The sequence below is a fragment of the Halomonas sp. SSL-5 genome (assembly GCF_030708455.1).
Lineage (GTDB): Bacteria > Pseudomonadota > Gammaproteobacteria > Pseudomonadales > Halomonadaceae > Halomonas.
Genome location: NZ_JAUYWF010000003.1, coordinates 270,524 through 285,906 on the forward strand (window position 1 = coordinate 270,524; position 15,383 = coordinate 285,906).

Sequence of the window (15,383 nt, forward strand, 5' to 3'; positions counted from 1 at the left end):
GACGAGAGAGCAATGGGCAAGAACGTAGTCGTACTGGGCACCCAGTGGGGTGACGAGGGCAAGGGCAAGGTCGTTGACCTGCTGACCGAATCCGCCGATGCGGTGGTGCGCTTCCAGGGCGGTCACAACGCCGGCCATACCCTGGTGCTTGACGGCGAGAAGACCGTCCTTCACCTGATTCCCTCCGGCATCCTGTGGCCCGGCAAGATGTGTGTCATCGGCAACGGTGTGGTGCTGTCGCCCGAGGCGCTGATCAAGGAGATCCGCGAGCTCGAGGCCAAGGGCGTCCCGGTGCGCGACCGCCTGCGCCTGTCGCCGGCCTGCCCGCTGATCCTGCCTTATCACGTGCGCCTCGACCAGGCCCGCGAGAAGGCCCGCGGTATCGCCAAGATCGGCACTACCGGTCGCGGCATCGGTCCGGCCTACGAGGACAAGGTGGCGCGTCGCGGCCTGCGCCTGGGCGACATGCTGCACCGCGAGCGCTTCGCCTCCAAGCTCGGCGAGGTGCTGGACTACCATAACTTCGTGCTGGTGAACTACCACGGCGAGCCGCCGGTGGACTTCCAGGAGGTGCTCGACAGCGCCATGCAGATGGCCGACGAGCTGCGCCCCATGGTGGCCGATACCGTGGGCCTGGTGCATGGCGTGCGCCGCGCCGGCGAGAACATCCTCTTCGAGGGTGCCCAGGGCTCGCTGCTCGACATCGACCACGGCACCTACCCCTTCGTGACCAGCTCCAACACCACCGCCGGCGGCACCGCCACCGGTTCCGGTGTCGGCCCGCTCTACCTCGACTACGTGCTGGGCATCACCAAGGCCTACACCACCCGTGTCGGCTCCGGCCCGTTCCCCACCGAGCTGTTCGACGATCACGGCCGTCACCTGGCCGAGAAGGGCCACGAGTTCGGCGCCACCACCGGCCGTCCGCGCCGTTGCGGCTGGTTCGACGCCGTGGCCCTGCGCCACGCCGTGCAGATCAACTCGGTCTCGGGGATCTGCCTGACCAAGCTCGATGTGCTCGACGGCCTGGAGAACATCCGTGTCTGCGTGGGCTACCGCAGCAAGGATGGCGAGGTGCTGGATACCCCGGTGGACTCCGAGGGCTATGAGGCGATCGAGCCGCTCTATGAGGACCTCCCGGGCTGGAGCGAGTCGACCCTGGGCGCCAGGCGCGTCGAGGACCTGCCGGCCAACGCCCGCTCCTACATCAGCTTCCTGGAAGAGAAGGTGGGCGTGAGCATCGATATCATCTCCACCGGCCCCGACCGCAACGAGACCATCGTGCTGCGCAATCCCTTCGACGGCTGAGCGTCGTCTCGATAGTCCGGAAGCAGGAAGGCCGGCCCCACGGGGGCCGGCCTTCGCGTAGCGGGGTACGCCGGCGGATCACTCCGCCGCCGCCACCTCCAGCGCCTCGGCGGCACTCTCGTCGGAGAGCAACTCGTGGAGGGTCTGCAGCGCGATGCTGCTGTCGCCTTCCATGACGCCATCGAGCCACACCAGGGCCTGCTCGCGGCTGGCATTCTCCAGGCCGTTGGCTGCCAGGTAGGCCTTGGCCAGCGCCAAACGGGCACTGGAGTGGCCCTGCTCGGCCGCTTTCAGCAAGTAGTCGGCCCCGTGGCGGACATCCTGCTCGAGGTTCTCGCCGCGGATGTACTCCCGGCCCAGGGTGGCCATGGCCCCGGGGTGACCCTGGTCCGCGGCCTCCTGTAGCAGCTCCTGGCCGCGCTCGGTGTCCACGGGCATACCCGCCTCGCCGCGCAGCAAGCTGCGGCCCAGGTTGGCCCGTGAAGCGAGATCACCATTCTCGGCGGCGCGCTCCAGCCACTCCCGGGCCTGCTCGGGATCGGCCGCCACCCCTAGACCTTCCTGATAGGCAACCCCGAGTTCACGGGCCGCATGGGGGTTGCCCGCCTCGGCGAGGGGGCGCAGGTAGCCGATGCCCCGCTCGGCATCGGCCTCGACGCTATCACCCTTCAGGTAGGCCTGGCCGAGGGTCAGGCGCGCCCCCTGGTGGCCGGCGTCGGCGGCGGCCTGCAGTAGCGACAGGGCGCGCTGTGGCTCGCCGTCGAGCAGCATCTCGCCGAGCTCGGCGCGAGCCCCGGTGTGGCCGGCATTCGCCGCCTGCTCGAGCCAGCGGCGGGCCGCCCGGGAGTCGGCCTGTACGCCCCGGCCTTCCCGGAAGGCGCGTCCCAGATCGGCCATGGCCCCGGGGTGACCCTGCTCGGCGGCCTCGATCAAGGCGTTGATATCGCCGCCAGCACCCTTCTTGCGGTTGACCCCGACCATGACCTCATCGGCGGCCGTGCTCCCGGCTTCTCGGGCCCGCGTCAGCCAGCGGGTGGCCTCGTCGAGGTCCTGGCCGACCCCATCGCCGTCGCGGTAGGCGCGACCCAGCACCAGCATGGCATTGGCGTCGCCGTTGCGCGCCGCGCGCTCGAGCAGGGCCAGGCCGCGGCCGCTATCCTCCGGCAGTGGGCCCCGCAGGTAGGCCTCGCCGAGTACCGCCATGGCGGTGTCATCGCCGGCCTCCAGGGCCTCCTCCAGTAGCGACTCGGCGCGGCTGGGGTGGAAGGGTAGGGGCCCCTGCTCCTGGAGGTGGGCCTCGCCGAGCAGGCGCAGGGCCCCCGCCTGGCCCTGTTTCCCTGCCTCGCGAAGCAAGCCTGCTGCCCGGCGTCCGTCCTGCGTGACGCCGCGGCCCTCGAGGTAGGCGGCGCCCAGCTGCTGGGTGGCCCAGGGGTGACCCAACTCGTGTGCGCGCCCCAGGTAGTCGATGGCCAGATAGGGCTGGCTGGCCACCAGCTCGCCCTCGAGGTAGAGGTCGCCCAGGCGAGTCATCGCCAGGGCGTGGTCCTGCTCGGCGGCGCGCTCGAGCAGGGCGATGCCACGCTGGGCTTCGGGCGGGGTGAAGCGGGTCGGTTCGGCTAGGTTGGGCGAAGGGGTCTCGCTGCTCCCGGCGTTGTCGCGGAGCTCGCCCACGGCCTCCGCCCGCCGACGGGCCTCGGCCACCAACGTGGCGCCGAGGGCCTCCATGGCGTCGGCGTTGCCGGCCTCCACGGCCCGCTCGAGCCAGCGCTTGCCGGCCGCCGGCCGCGTGGGCGACCGTTCGGGGTCGACCAGGAGCCCGCCCAGCTTGGTCATGGCATCGACATCGCCGTGCTTGGCCGCCTCCTCGAGCATCGCGACCCCCTGACGGGTCTCCCCGGCGTCGAGCAGTGCGTTACCGGCATTGCCCAGTACATCCTTGTCGCCGGCCTCGGCCGCCTGGCGCAGCCAGTGCAGGCGCTGTTCAGGCTGGTCGCCGAGCAGGCCGTCGGGGGCATGCAGTCCCGCCAGGCGCCGCATGGCATCGGTCTCGCCGGCCGCGGCGCGCTTGCGCAGTGCCTCGGCGTAGCGTCGAGCGTAGTCCATGGCGCGTTCGGGCTTCTCGTCTAGCCAGCCGTCGGGGGCATGGGCCTCGGCCAGCGCCCTGAGCGCCTCCTCCTGGCCCTGCTCGGCCTCGATGGCATAGAGCCTGGCCGCCCGTTCGGGGTTTGCCGACACCCCGTCGCCGCCTTCCCGCAGCAGTTCGGCAAGCATCACCCGCTCGTCGCGGCCCACCTCCTCTTTCACGGCCAAGCGCAGCAGGTGGTAGGCGAGCAAGTCGTTGTGCTCGACCCCGTCGCCCTCGCGATAGAGCTTCGCCAGATTGATCGCGGCATGGCCGCGAATGTAGGAGGGGGTGCGCACCGCTCGGGCGTAGTGCTCGGCCGCCCGTCCTGGGTCGCGCTCCATGGCCTCGCCCTGGTCGTGGAGCTTGCCCAGCTCGTAGTGCGCCTGGGGAAAGCCCTGGTGGGTCAGCGAGGTGAGCAGTCGGATCGCCTCACGCGGGTTGCCGGCGGCGGCCGCCTCGTCGGCCTTCTCGACGGTCTGCTTGTGCATCCACTCGAGGTTGCGCGGCTGGCCATCCTCGAACCAGGCGTGGTAGCGCTCGGGCAGGGGGGCGGTGGCCTGGGGGGCATCGTCGGTGACGGCGCATCCCGCGAGCAGCACCAGCAGGCTGGCCGAGGCCATCAGGCGCAGGCCCCGGGCATGCGGGAGGGCGGTGATGTCGGTCGGGGTGGTGTTCATGGTGTTCGGTCCTCGCGGTGATCGGTGGATGACGGCTGACGGCGGGGCATCACTCCTGACCCAGCCCCTTGAAGGCGGTGGTCTCCTGCTTCTCCTCGTTGAGGACGACATGCTGCTGTGCCCCGGGGTCCATGAAGTAGAGGGTCATGTAGCCGCCGGCACTGCGGTTGTAGAGGGGGCGGACCCGGCGGATGAAGTCCTCGACGCGGGGGTCGTCGAAGCGCTTCAGGTAGATCTCCATCCAGGTGAAGTACTGGGGATCCTTGAGGAAGCCGGTGTACTGCTCGAGGGGGGCGTGGTCGCCCAGGGCGGCAGGGTCGTCGAGGATCGCGAACAGGAAGTCGATGGCGTCATGGATGGTGTGGCCGTCGACCTCGAGCTCGAAGATCTCGTAGCCCTGCCGGGCAATGACCTGCATGTTGGTCAGCAGGTAGAGCAGGCCATAGTTCTGGTAGTGGGTGGCGCGCCGTCCCCGGGAGACCTCCAGCGGGAAGGCGCCTTCCTCGGTCATGTCGTGCAGCGCGGCGTGGATGGCGCTGACCCCGAAGCGGAACAGCTCGTCGTCCTCGGTCAGCACGCCGACCATGCTGGCGTAGAGCGACCGGCGGTAGAAGTGGTTGTTGCAGCAGCTGTTGCCCTCGCCACCGGGAATATCAGCGTGCTGGTGGGCCAGGCCGTTGAGCCACGCCTCGACGCGCTCGCGCTCCTCCTGCATGCCGTCGACGAAGGGGCGCACGGTGGCGTAGGCCATGGCGGCGGCGAAGATCATCGACTCGGTGGCGAACCACGCCTGAGGCTCGACGGAGTCGTAGTAGAAGTCCGTCAACGCCTCCTGCTGTGCCCAGTGTTCGAGGAAGCGCACCAGGCACTCGGCGTAGTAGTCGTCGCCACTGGCGACGAAACTGCCGGCCAGCATCGAGACGTTGTCCTCGAACTGGAACAGCGGCTCCGAGGCGAGCTCCCATGCTTCGGGATTGGGGTAGTAGCCGGGGACCCGCAGCTGGGTGGTGATGGGCTCGTACGCCATCAGCTGCTGGCAGCTCGGCCCCTGGGAGAGATCGTCGATCTCCTGGAGCAGGATGGCGTTGTCGGTGTCGGCGAGCTCCTTCATGCGGGCCGACACGTCGAAGTAGCCGGCGTCGGGGGCGGTGACGCGATAGTCCGAGAGGTCGAGTGCCTCGCGCTCCTCGATGGTGAGGATGTCCATCTCCTGGGCGCCCGCGCCGCTCGCCAGCCCGGCGAGCAGCAAGGTCAGGGCGGCGAAGGGCCGGTGGGGCAGTCCGCAACGGGCCTGGGGCATGGCGGGTGTCACTCCTTGTGAGGTGGGACACGCCCCGCTCAGGATGAGGGGGCGTAGAAGCGAAAGGCGGCGAAGTCGGCATGCTGGTCGGACGGGGTGCGCCACTCCTTGCCGCTGCCGCCGAAGAAGGTCGAGAACATCAGGCCATCGATGGACACCTCCTCCGTGGTGCGGTAGATAATCTCGCTCTGCTCGAGCACCGGAACGTCATCGATCCACACCCGGGCCAGGCCATCGGCCTCACCCGGCGTGTTGAGCACCAGCTCCTGTTCGATGGTGACCCACTCCCCGGTGGGGAAGCTCCACAGCCCGCGACCCACGGAGGCGCCGAACTCCTCATCCTGGCTGGCCACGTACTCGTAGAGCTCCCCCTGGCCGGCCTCGCGCCACATGAAGCGCATCGAGAAGCCGCTCTCGCCGTCGACCTCGTCGCCGCCGCTGGGGGCATCGCCGCCGTAGAGGCCCGGCAGCTTGCCGCCCTTGACGAAGTCGAACCCCGACGCGAAGCGCACCCGGTAGGTGAGGCAGGCCCGCTCCGCCCCGGCCAGTCCTGTCGGGGCGGCGTAGAAGCCGGCGCCCCCCTTCTCCGTGTCCCCGGGGGCGGAGGTGCCCTCGGGATAGTGGACGCGCAGGCCCGGCTCGCCGAGGCCCGTGGCGTCGGCATCGAGCAATTCGACGTTGTCCTCGACGCCCCAGTCACGCTGAGTGCCGAAGCCCTGGCGCACCCCCGCCCGGGCATCCTCGGCGGTGAGGTCCGGCTGCGGGGTGGCCACCAGCGGATAGCGCGCCGAACAGGGGGCGACCCGCGGGTAGGAGAGGGCCGGCTCCTCGTCTTCCTGGGCGGAGGCGCCCGCCGAGGCGAGGCCCGACAGCAGGGCCGTGAGGAGCAGTGCCAGATGCCGGGAATCGGGTGATGTCATGCGCATGGAGTCTCCTTGACGAAGGGCCGCGGTGCCGAGGCATCGCGGCGTCGGTGGCCGGGGATCACCCCGCCTCGGGGGGGGCGTCCTCCTGGGTGGCGGCACGGTAGACACGCTCGCCGAGCTGGATCACGGCCCGCATGCCCTGCCAGACCCACTCGGCGGTGGCACCCAGCAGCGGGGCCTCGGTGAAGCGCACGTCCACCGGCTTGCCGACGCTCTCCGCCGGCAGGGTCTTCTCGGGTACCAGCAGCACGCTTGCCACGTTCTGCTGCTGGCGGACCCAGCTGGGGAAGCCGGCGCGCGGCTGACGCTCGACATCCAGTGCCACGTTGCGGACCCGGGCACGGATCGGGGCAGAGGCGTTGGGCAGCGAGACGTAGGCCGTCTGGTTGGGCTCGATGCGGTCGATGTCGTCCATGTGAACCAGCGCCTCGACCATGACATCGTCCTCGCCGGTGCGGATCAGGGTCATGATCCGCTCGCTCTCGTTGACATAGGTGCCGTCGGCGCTGCTCAGGGCCCAGGCCACCAGGCACTCGCACGGGCTGTAGATGTCGTTGCTAGACTGGCGTGCCTCCAGGGCGGTGATGCGAGAACTCTCCAGGTCGCGTGCCGTCTCGAACTGCTCGATGCGTGCCTGGGCGATCTCCGGTGACACCGTCTCGAAGGTCATGGCATCGCCGCTCTCGGGGCGCGCGGAGCTGGCGATGCTGACCTGGCCGCCGCCGGCCGACGCCAGGTGCTCCTTCAGGTTCGTGATCAGCTGCTCGTTGTAGTTAAGCGAGGCGCGGGAGAGGATCAGCTCCGACTCCAGGTCGCTGTTGGCGATGCTGGTCAGCTCCTGGTCGCGCTCGACCCGGTCGCCGGCCTGAAGGTCGTGGGCCTCGAGGATGCCGGGGCCCGGAGCGCGGATGTCGATCCGTGGCGCGGTGACCGCGGCGAAGCTCGGCTCGATCAGCATGAAGTTGCGGTAGGCCGTGGCCGCGGCCGCGATCGCGAGGACGCCGATGGCGGCGAACAGCAGCAGGTAGCGTCCCCGCGGCTTGGGTGGGCGCGACGGCGGCAGGGACGAGGAGTGGGCCGCCTTGCGCCTGCGCGGGGTCTGCGGATCCTCGCCCTCCATCAGCGACTCGAGGTTGGGGTGGCGTCCGGTCAGGCAGCTGCGAACCACCTGGCGCAGCAGTTCGCGGTGGGGTGGTTCGATATCCGTGATCTCGAAGCCGTTGACGTAGTGCCGCCCGCCCTGCTCGGCGGTGGCATGGCGACACTCGGCCCGCACGGGCACGATCAGTTCGGTGGCCCCGGCGGTCAGCAGCAGCGAGGCCGACAGGCGCTCGCCCGTGCGCAGCGGCCGTGAGGTACGCACCGCGAAGCCGCCCACCGAGACATCGGCACCGGGGAGCTCCTGGCCATCCTCGAGGCGTACCCGGAAGGGCGGCGAGACGCGGATGAAGCGGCGCTCGTCGCGCCGCTCGTGGTGGATTCTCTCGTGATGGCGTCCCTCGCCTCGGTGGGCGACCGGGCCCAGGGTCGGCTCGTTGCGCTCGATGCCGTTCATGTCGGGATGATGATCAGACATCCTTTGCGTTCTCCTTGCTCTGTTGGTTGGCCGACGCCAGGGTGTCACCGGAACGGCCGGCGTCCACCTGGATCCGCAGGCCCTTCAGGCTCATCGAGTGGTGCTTCAGTGTCAGGGTGCAGCCGGCGGGCTGCGGGCAGGCCGCCGCCTCGGCGATGGGTCGCCCGCGGCTGTCGCTCAGGCGACCGGCCAGCTCGGAGGTGACGATGAGGCGCGTGGCGTCCCCCGTGGCGCCCAGCAACTGCTTGGCGTGGGGGCGGTCGAGCTCTTCCAGCGCCGCCAGCAGGTCGTCGTCGAGGTGGAAGTCACCGGCCGGCAGTTGCACGCTCCCCCCCTCCGGGGCATCGGCGATGGCCAGCGACAGCCAGCGGTCGTCCACCCGTGACTGTGCCTCCTGTGTTGCGCCACCGGTCAGGATGGCCAGCGAGGTGCGGTCCGGTGGCTGCAGGACCCCGGTGGCGAGTACCAGCACGTAGAGCAGCACGCCGTAGGCGAAGCCGTGGAGCACATGACCCATGCGCCGCTGGCGCTTCACGGCCGCCGGGTCGTCTGGTTCCCCCGCGGAGATGCCCTGACGCGACCACTTCTGGCGGTTGAAGCGGAAGCTGACATAGGTCTTGAGCAACGCACCCCACACCTGGTTGTAGTAGATCAGGGGCACCCAGAGCAGGCTGTAGCGTCCGTGCTGCCAGGCCAGGATCAGCGTCACGATGCCGCGGGTGAAGAGGATCCACAGGACATAGGCGAATATGAACGAGGGGCGGATGAACAGGGTCACCAGGAGCGCCACCGTGGGGCCGATCAGGGTGGTCCACATGGAGAGCCGCTGGTCGACCAGGCTCCACCAGGTGAACAGGCCCATGGGCCGTGGCCCCAGGGCGATGGCGCGGTTGCTGGTGCGCAGCATGTTGCCGTACCAGCGGCGCATCAGGTCGGTGGTCGACTTGAAGAAGCGTCTGCGGTCGGGCAATTCCTCGAAGCCCGAGACGTGCACGTCCGGGAGGTAGAGCATCCGCCAGCCGTTCTTCAGCAGCCAGTACCAGGTCGACTTGTCGTCACCGGAGAGGAACTTGAAGGTGCCGAAGCGCCAGTGGTCGACGTGGTCGTTCTCCACCAGCTCGATGAAGTCGGGCTGGGTCGCCAGTTCGGCTCGGAAGGCACTGTAGCGGCCGGTCAGTACCAGCAGGCGTCGTGAGACCGACATCGAGCTCATCACCAGGTGACGCTGAGCGTAGCGGATGTCATACCACTCCTTGGTGGCGTCGCCTCCCGTGACGATGGCGCTGTTGTTGGTGGTCAGGGCGCCCAGGTCATCCTGGACGCTGAAGAACGACAGCGAGCGCGACAGAGTGCCCGGCTCGAGCCGGATATCGCCGTCCATGGAGACCAGCAGGGCCCCCGGCGTCGGCATGCGGCGCGATATGGCGCGCAGCACCTCGGCCATGGCCGAGCGCTTGCCGTCGCCCTTCTGGAACATGTAGCGCAGCTCGATGTTCTCCGGCCAGCCGTTGTCGTCCATGACGTGGGTGATGATGTCCACGTCGGTGCGGTCAGACAGCGAGGCGAAGATGGTGGTGGGCACGCCATAGTCGGCGACCTCGCGCACCAGGGCATCGTAGACACGGAAACTGACCTCGGGCTCGATGCGGAAGGAGGTGCACAGCACATAGAGCTCCGGGGGGAGGCCCTGCTCCCCCTGGGCATCCGCCTCGGCCCGAAGGCGCGGGAAGATCCGGCGGTTGTACCACACCGAGCGCACGGCCTGGATCAACCACCAGCTGTAGCGCCAGATGCCCACCGCCCCGACGGCGAAGAAGAAGCTCTTCGACTCCGAGGAGAAGACATCCAGCGGCAGGCCGTCGACCAGCACGATCAGCAGGGCGATCCCGAAGATGAAGGTAGTGACCTCCGTCACCTTGCTGGCGACGGAGCGATCGTCAGGTGTGTTCGACATCTCGACTCCCCCTCAGGCGAGTACGGGACGCACGGAGTCACCCCGGCCGATGGCGTAATAGGCGAGGCCTGCGGCCTTGACCGAATCGGGCGGGAAGAGGTTGCGGCCATCGACCACCACCGGCTCGCGCAGGGTCGCGCGCAGCGCCTCGAAGTCGACGGTGCGGAAGGCCTTCCATTCGGTGCAGATCACCAGGGCATCGGCGCCCTCGAGGGCCTCGTCGCGATAGCCGGCGAGCACCAGGTCGTCACGGTCGCCATACAGGCGACGACACTCGTCGGCGGCCTCGGGATCAAAGGCCTGGACCCGGGCGCCGGCCTCCCACAGCGCCTCCATCAGGGCCCGGCTGGGGGCCTCGCGCATGTCATCGGTATTGGGCTTGAAGGCCAGGCCCCACAGCGCGATGGTCCTGCCGGTCAGCTGGCCGTTGAAGGCCTGGCAGAGCATCTCGAACAGGCGGCTCTTCTGGCGCGCGTTGACGCGCTCCACGGCGGCGATCATCTCGGCGGGGTGGCCGACATGCTCGGCGGTATGCGCCAGCGCCTTGACGTCCTTGGGGAAGCAGGAGCCGCCGTAGCCGCAACCGGGGTAGATGAAGTGATAGCCGATGCGCGGGTCGCTGCCGATGCCGTGGCGGACCTCCTCGATGTCGGCGCCCAGGCGTTCGGCGAGGTTGGCGATCTCGTTGATGAAGCTGATCTTGGTGGCGAGCATGGCGTTGGCCGCATACTTGGTCAGCTCGGCGCTGCGCACCCCCATGAACATCAGCTTGTCGCGGTTGCGGTTGTAGGGGCCGTAGCACTCGCGCATGGCGCTGCGCACGTGCTCCGACTCGGTGCCCACCACGATCCGCGAGCCCCGCGAAAAGTCCTCGATCGCGGCGCCTTCCTTGAGGAATTCGGGGTTGGAGCAGACATCGAAGGGCAGCTGCAGGCGGCGCTGCCCGAGCTCGGCACTGATCACGCGTGCCACCTTGCTGGCGGTGCCCACCGGCACCGTCGACTTGTCGACGATGATGCGGTACTCGGTCATGTGGCGGCCGATGGTCTCGGCCACCTTGAGCACATGGCGAAGGTCCGCGCTGCCGTCCTCGTCCGACGGAGTGCCCACGGCGATGAACTGCAGCAGGCCGAAGGACACGGCCTCGACGGCATCGGTGGTGAAGCGCAGGCGCCCAGCCGCCCGGTTCTGGCGGATCAGCGACTCCAGGCCAGGCTCATAGATCGGTACCTCGCCTTCGTTGAGGCGCGCGATCTTGTCGGCGTCGACGTCGACGCAGAGAACGTCGTGGCCCACGTCCGCCAGGCAGGCACCGGTCACCAGGCCCACGTAACCGGAACCAAAGATGGTAATCCGCATGGTCGTCATTGCTCCTTGCTGAGGGCCCCCACCCGCCGGCGAGAGCGGCGGGGAGGACGGGTCTAGGGGGCATGCGACCATAAACAGAGGCAATTATCGGGCCAGGACTCGGTAATCCTTTTATATCAGTTGGTTGTTGGCGATAAGCAGACGACGACGCCGACGGAGTACGGCCGCGGCGTCGCTTGGGGGCTACAGGAAGCGCAAGGCTGACGAAAATCATTTAATATCAGTGAGATAGACTGTTGCCAGTCGGCAACATCGTCCGCCAGTCCTTGTTCAGATTGTTGATTTTAATGATGTTTCAGTAGTCGATACCGCGCCGCGCCTGCACGCCGGTGTTGAAGGCGTGGCGCACCTCCTGCATCTCGGTGACCGTGTCGGCCATGTCGAGCAGCTCGCGGTGGGCGTTGCGCCCGGTGACGATCACGCTCTGTTCGGCGGGGCGGTTCTCGATGGCGCGCCGGACGGTGTCGATGTCCAGGTAGCCGAACTTGAGCATGTAGGTGATCTCGTCGAGCACCACCAGATAGACCTCGGGGGCGGCCAGCATGCGCTCCGCCTCGGCCCACACCTCACGGCAGGCGGCGGTATCCGCCTCGCGGTTCTGGGTCTCCCAGGTGAAACCGGTGCCCATGATGGCCACCTCGAGGTTGGGGTCCTCGACCAGGCGCTCGCGCTCGCCGCACTCCCACTGTCCCTTGATGAACTGGATCACGCCGACCCGGTAGCCATAGCCGAGGGCACGGGTCACGGTGCCCCAGGCGGCGGTGGTCTTGCCCTTGCCGTTGCCGGTAAACACCAGCAGCAGTCCGCGCTGTTCGGTGGCGGCGGCGACCTTCTCGTCGACGCGGGCCTTGAGTTTCTGCATCGACTGCTTGTGGCGGGTATCGCGATCGTTCATCGGGGCTCCGTATTCTGTACAAGGCTTGTCAAGGAAAGCGACAGCATACGCGAGCCGCGGCCCAGCGTCAGCTCCCCTGGCGCACCCGTGCCTCCATGCGCGACAGGAACACCGCCATGATGCGCTCATAGAGGCCGCGGCCGAGCACCGCGTCCTCGATGCCGGCGTCGATATTGGGGTTGTCGTTGACCTCGATCACCACGACGCGATCGCCGGCCTGCTTGAGATCGACGCCATACAGGCCATCGCCGATCAGCCGGCACGCCTTGAGTGCCGCCTTGATCACCGGCGGTGGTACTTCGGCGGGATCATGGGTGGTGAAGCCGCCGCTCTTCACTCCGCCGGCGGAATGGTCGTAGATCTGCCAGTGGCCGCGGGCCATGTAGTAGCGGCTGGCGAAGAGCACCTGGCCATCGAGCACACCGATTCGCCAGTCGTATTCGGTGGGCAGCCACTCCTGAATCAGCAGCAGGGCCGAGTCATGGAACAGTCGACCCGCTTCGTGTTCCAGCTGGGTCAGGTCGGCGACCTTGACCACGCCGCGGGAGAAGGAGCCATCGGGGACCTTGAGCACCAGCGGGAAAGCGAGGCTGCCGATGCACTGGGCCAGCGGTCGACGATCGCCGCGCTTGAGCAGTGCGCCCTCCGGTGCCGGCACCCCGCGGGCGCGCAGCAGGGCGTGCAGGTAGACCTTGTTGGTGCAGCGCAGGATGTCGCGGGGCGCGTCGATCACCACCAGCCCCTCGTGTTCGGCACGGCGCGCCATGCGATAGGTGTGGTGGTCCAGTGCGGTGGTCTCGCGGATGAACAGGGCGTCGAACTCGGCCAGGCGCCCGGCATCGCGCCGGGTGATCAGCGAGACATCGATGCCCAGCCGGCGTCCGGCGCGGATGAAGGCCTTCAGCGCCCCGCGGTTGCTGGGGGGCAGCGCGTCCCCGGGATCAACCAGGATCGCCAGGTCGAAGCGGTAGCGGCGCCGCGCCCGGGGCGTTCGCCAGACCTGGCGCGAATGGCGGTTGAGCGCGCTGGCGAAGAGGTCCTGCTCCTCCCTGGCCAGGTCGCGCAGGCGCAGCGGCCTGAGGCGGGAAAGCCGCCACTGGTCGTGGCGGCGTACCAGCCGGGCCTCCAGCAGCGGGCAGGGCAGCCGCTCGAAGAGCTTGCGTGCCAGGCGCTCGAGGCCGGGTTCGTGGCACTCGCCGAACAGCACGCGCAGGGTCACGGCGTCGCCGGACAGCCGCCCGCGCCGGGCCAGGTCGCCGAGCAGCGGGGCCAGGGTGTCCAGCTGCAGGTCGATCAGCGCCTTGCGCGACAGCTCGTTGAGCGTCTCCACCGTGGGTAGCACCCGCTGGCCGCGGGCCTGGGCCAGCAGCGACACGTAGTAGCCGGTGCCCAGGTAGTCGAGCTCACCGCACAGGTTGATCACATGGGTGGTGCGTTCGCTTTCGGGGCCGCTCCGGTGGCGTCGGTCCAGCGACAGGTAGTCGTCGGCACTGATCAGGTCTTCACTGGGGTAGTAGGGTTGCCAGTCGGCGAGGCGGTCGACGACGATTCTCAGGGGGCACATGGCGGCGGCTACCGGGCAAAAGGGAGGGCGGCCGGGGCGGGCCGAACTGTGGCCAGAATGCGCCCGGCTCGCGGCCACGGCAAGGCGGCGGCTGGGTGAAAAGATTTCATGTTGCCGCCGCGCTGACAACGGCGCGAAGCACGCTCAGAATCATCCGGGTATCCTCTGGAGAACCCCATGACCATTCAGCTGCGTCGGGCCACCGGCCACGACCTCGACGCCCTCTTTCGCCTGGAGCAGAGCGCCTTTACCGGCGACCGCTTCAGCCGTCGCCAGCTCTGGCACCTGCTCAACCGCGCCCATGCCGAGACCTGGACCCTGGAGCGTGACGCCCAGGCGCTCGCGCCGGCTCGGCTGCTGGGCTACGGGACCCTGCTGTTTCGCCGCGGCAGCTCCCGCGCCCGGCTCTACTCCTTCTGCGTGCACCCCGAGTTTCGCGGCACCGGCCTGGGGCGTCAGCTGCTCGAGGCCCTGGAGGGGGCGGCCCGGGAGCATGGCAGTGACCGCCTGGGCCTGGAGGTGCGCGCCGACAACCGCGCGGCCCTGGCCCTCTACCGGCGCATGGGGTTTCGGCTCGAGCGCTGGCTGCCGGAGTACTACGAGGATGGCTGCGCCGCCTGGCAGATGCTCAAGGCGCTGGAGACGGCGGCGCCGGGGGCTCAGGGCTGATAGAATCCCCGCACCCCTTTTTCCACCTTGCCAGGAGCCGCCATGCCCTCCTTCGATATCGTCTCCGAGTTCGACAAGCACGAGGCCAGCAACGCCGTCGACCAGGCCAACCGCGAGATCCAGACCCGCTTCGACTTCAAGGGGGTCACCGCTAGCTTCGAGCTCAACGGCGAGACCGTCGCCCTGGAGGCCGAGGTCGATTTCCAGCTCAAGCAGATGCTCGATGTGCTGCGCGGAAAGCTGATCGCGCGGGGCATCGACGCCCGCTGCATGGACGTCCAGGAAGCGGTGCTCTCCGGGGTCCGCGCCCGCCAGGAGGTGACCCTCAAGCAGGGTCTCGACCAGAAGGAGGCCAAGGACATCGTCAAGCGCATCAAGGAGAGCAAGCTCAAGGTCCAGGCCCAGATCCAGGGCGAGAAGGTGCGCGTCACCGGCAAGAAGCGCGATGACCTCCAGGCGGTGATGGCGCTGCTGCGCGCAGAGGGCGGCCCCGAGTTGCCGCTGCAGTTCGACAACTTCCGCGACTGACCCCGTGGCCCGCGGCTAAGGGCCCCATCGCCATCGCCGATTGGCGCCCCCGGCCCGCCTGCGCTTCAATGAAGGCATCGCCGGGAAGGGAGCGCCGGATGACCGCACTCAAACGCCTCGTCTACCTCGCCATCGCCGGCGTCAGTTTCGCGCTGGGGGTGGTCGGTGTCTTCGTGCCGCTGATGCCGACCACCTGCTTCGTGCTGCTGGCGGTGTGGGCGGCCACGAAGAGCTCGCCGCGCCTGGCCCGCTGGATCCGTGCCCACCCGCGTTTCGGCCCCGCGGTGCTGGCCTGGGAGGGCGAGCGCGCCATCCCGCGCCACGCCAAGCAGCTGGCCGGCGGCATGCTGGCCCTTTCCATGCTGGTGCTGGCGCTCTCCGTGAGCCTGCTGTGGCTCAAGCTCGCGCTGATCGGCGGCCTTGCCCTGCTCGGGGCCTGGATCGTCACCCGACCGGAGCCGGCCCTGTGAGGGTGCTTTGAGCTCGGAGGGCG

12 protein-coding genes are annotated in these 15,383 nt (G+C 68.8%); 4 read left to right on the forward strand and 8 right to left on the reverse strand.

The features are described from left to right. Positions 1-12: 12 nt before the first annotated feature. Positions 13-1,308, forward strand: a complete 1,296-nt coding sequence (locus tag RAN53_RS04855) for an adenylosuccinate synthase (RefSeq protein WP_305795679.1) — start codon at positions 13-15, stop codon at positions 1,306-1,308. Between the two features lie 78 nt (positions 1,309-1,386). Here the strand turns inward: RAN53_RS04855 and RAN53_RS04860 are convergent, their stop codons facing one another. The 8 genes from RAN53_RS04860 to RAN53_RS04895 all read right to left on the reverse strand — a co-directional run bounded on the left by RAN53_RS04860 (position 1,387) and on the right by RAN53_RS04895 (position 13,693). Then, positions 1,387-4,110 (reverse strand): tetratricopeptide repeat protein, encoded by a 2,724-nt coding sequence (locus tag RAN53_RS04860; protein WP_305795680.1) that lies wholly within the window; start codon positions 4,108-4,110, stop codon positions 1,387-1,389. 49 nt (positions 4,111-4,159) lie between these two features. Then, positions 4,160-5,410 (reverse strand): alginate lyase family protein, encoded by a 1,251-nt coding sequence (locus RAN53_RS04865; protein WP_305795681.1) that lies wholly within the window; start codon positions 5,408-5,410, stop codon positions 4,160-4,162. 38 nt (positions 5,411-5,448) lie between these two features. Continuing rightward, a complete protein-coding gene (locus RAN53_RS04870; RefSeq protein WP_305795682.1) occupies positions 5,449-6,336 on the reverse strand; it encodes a polysaccharide lyase in 888 nt (295 codons plus the stop codon). 58 nt (positions 6,337-6,394) lie between these two features. Then, the gene (locus RAN53_RS04875; RefSeq protein WP_305795683.1) at positions 6,395-7,912 is read right to left on the reverse strand and encodes a PilZ domain-containing protein; all 1,518 of its coding nucleotides are present in this window, start codon (positions 7,910-7,912) and stop codon (positions 6,395-6,397) included. Further along, a complete protein-coding gene (locus tag RAN53_RS04880; RefSeq protein ID WP_305795684.1) occupies positions 7,905-9,866 on the reverse strand; it encodes a glycosyltransferase in 1,962 nt (653 codons plus the stop codon). The genes RAN53_RS04875 and RAN53_RS04880 overlap by 8 nt, the downstream gene beginning before the upstream one ends. 12 nt (positions 9,867-9,878) lie before the next feature. Continuing rightward, positions 9,879-11,225: a UDP-glucose dehydrogenase family protein gene (locus RAN53_RS04885; protein ID WP_305795685.1), complete on the reverse strand. Its 1,347-nt coding sequence runs from the start codon at positions 11,223-11,225 to the stop codon at positions 9,879-9,881. Between the two features lie 304 nt (positions 11,226-11,529). Then, positions 11,530-12,129: a cob(I)yrinic acid a,c-diamide adenosyltransferase gene (gene cobO / locus RAN53_RS04890; RefSeq protein ID WP_305795686.1), complete on the reverse strand. Its 600-nt coding sequence runs from the start codon at positions 12,127-12,129 to the stop codon at positions 11,530-11,532. A gap of 67 nt (positions 12,130-12,196) precedes the next feature. Further along, positions 12,197-13,693, reverse strand: coding sequence for a RimK family protein (locus tag RAN53_RS04895; protein ID WP_305795687.1), 1,497 nt, complete (start codon positions 13,691-13,693; stop codon positions 12,197-12,199). 177 nt (positions 13,694-13,870) lie between these two features. On the opposite strand from RAN53_RS04895, the gene RAN53_RS04900 reads away from it, so the two are divergent. From RAN53_RS04900 to RAN53_RS04910, 3 genes are all read left to right on the forward strand, one after another. Continuing rightward, on the forward strand, positions 13,871-14,362 hold the full coding sequence (locus tag RAN53_RS04900) for a GNAT family N-acetyltransferase (RefSeq protein ID WP_305795688.1): 492 nt from the start codon (positions 13,871-13,873) through the stop codon (positions 14,360-14,362). Between the two features lie 42 nt (positions 14,363-14,404). Beyond that, positions 14,405-14,890, forward strand: a complete 486-nt coding sequence (locus tag RAN53_RS04905) for a YajQ family cyclic di-GMP-binding protein (protein ID WP_305795689.1) — start codon at positions 14,405-14,407, stop codon at positions 14,888-14,890. Positions 14,891-14,988: 98 nt separating this feature from the next. Continuing rightward, entirely contained in the window at positions 14,989-15,360 is a 372-nt protein-coding gene (locus RAN53_RS04910) for a YbaN family protein (RefSeq protein WP_305795690.1), read from the forward strand. Positions 15,361-15,383 lie beyond the last annotated feature (23 nt).

What these genes read in the sequence shown, in the direction of transcription:
- RAN53_RS04855 (WP_305795679.1), top strand. Translation starts at nt 13, where the DNA reads ATGGGCAAGAACGTAGTCGTACTGGGCACCCAGTGGGGTGACGAGGGC.
- RAN53_RS04860 (WP_305795680.1), bottom strand. Translation starts at nt 4,110, where the DNA reads ATGAACACCACCCCGACCGACATCACCGCCCTCCCGCATGCCCGGGGC.
- RAN53_RS04865 (WP_305795681.1), bottom strand. Translation starts at nt 5,410, where the DNA reads ATGCCCCAGGCCCGTTGCGGACTGCCCCACCGGCCCTTCGCCGCCCTG.
- RAN53_RS04870 (WP_305795682.1), bottom strand. Translation starts at nt 6,336, where the DNA reads ATGCGCATGACATCACCCGATTCCCGGCATCTGGCACTGCTCCTCACG.
- RAN53_RS04875 (WP_305795683.1), bottom strand. Translation starts at nt 7,912, where the DNA reads ATGTCTGATCATCATCCCGACATGAACGGCATCGAGCGCAACGAGCCG.
- RAN53_RS04880 (WP_305795684.1), bottom strand. Translation starts at nt 9,866, where the DNA reads ATGTCGAACACACCTGACGATCGCTCCGTCGCCAGCAAGGTGACGGAG.
- RAN53_RS04885 (WP_305795685.1), bottom strand. Translation starts at nt 11,225, where the DNA reads ATGCGGATTACCATCTTTGGTTCCGGTTACGTGGGCCTGGTGACCGGT.
- cobO (WP_305795686.1), bottom strand. Translation starts at nt 12,129, where the DNA reads ATGAACGATCGCGATACCCGCCACAAGCAGTCGATGCAGAAACTCAAG.
- RAN53_RS04895 (WP_305795687.1), bottom strand. Translation starts at nt 13,693, where the DNA reads ATGTGCCCCCTGAGAATCGTCGTCGACCGCCTCGCCGACTGGCAACCC.
- RAN53_RS04900 (WP_305795688.1), top strand. Translation starts at nt 13,871, where the DNA reads ATGACCATTCAGCTGCGTCGGGCCACCGGCCACGACCTCGACGCCCTC.
- RAN53_RS04905 (WP_305795689.1), top strand. Translation starts at nt 14,405, where the DNA reads ATGCCCTCCTTCGATATCGTCTCCGAGTTCGACAAGCACGAGGCCAGC.
- RAN53_RS04910 (WP_305795690.1), top strand. Translation starts at nt 14,989, where the DNA reads ATGACCGCACTCAAACGCCTCGTCTACCTCGCCATCGCCGGCGTCAGT.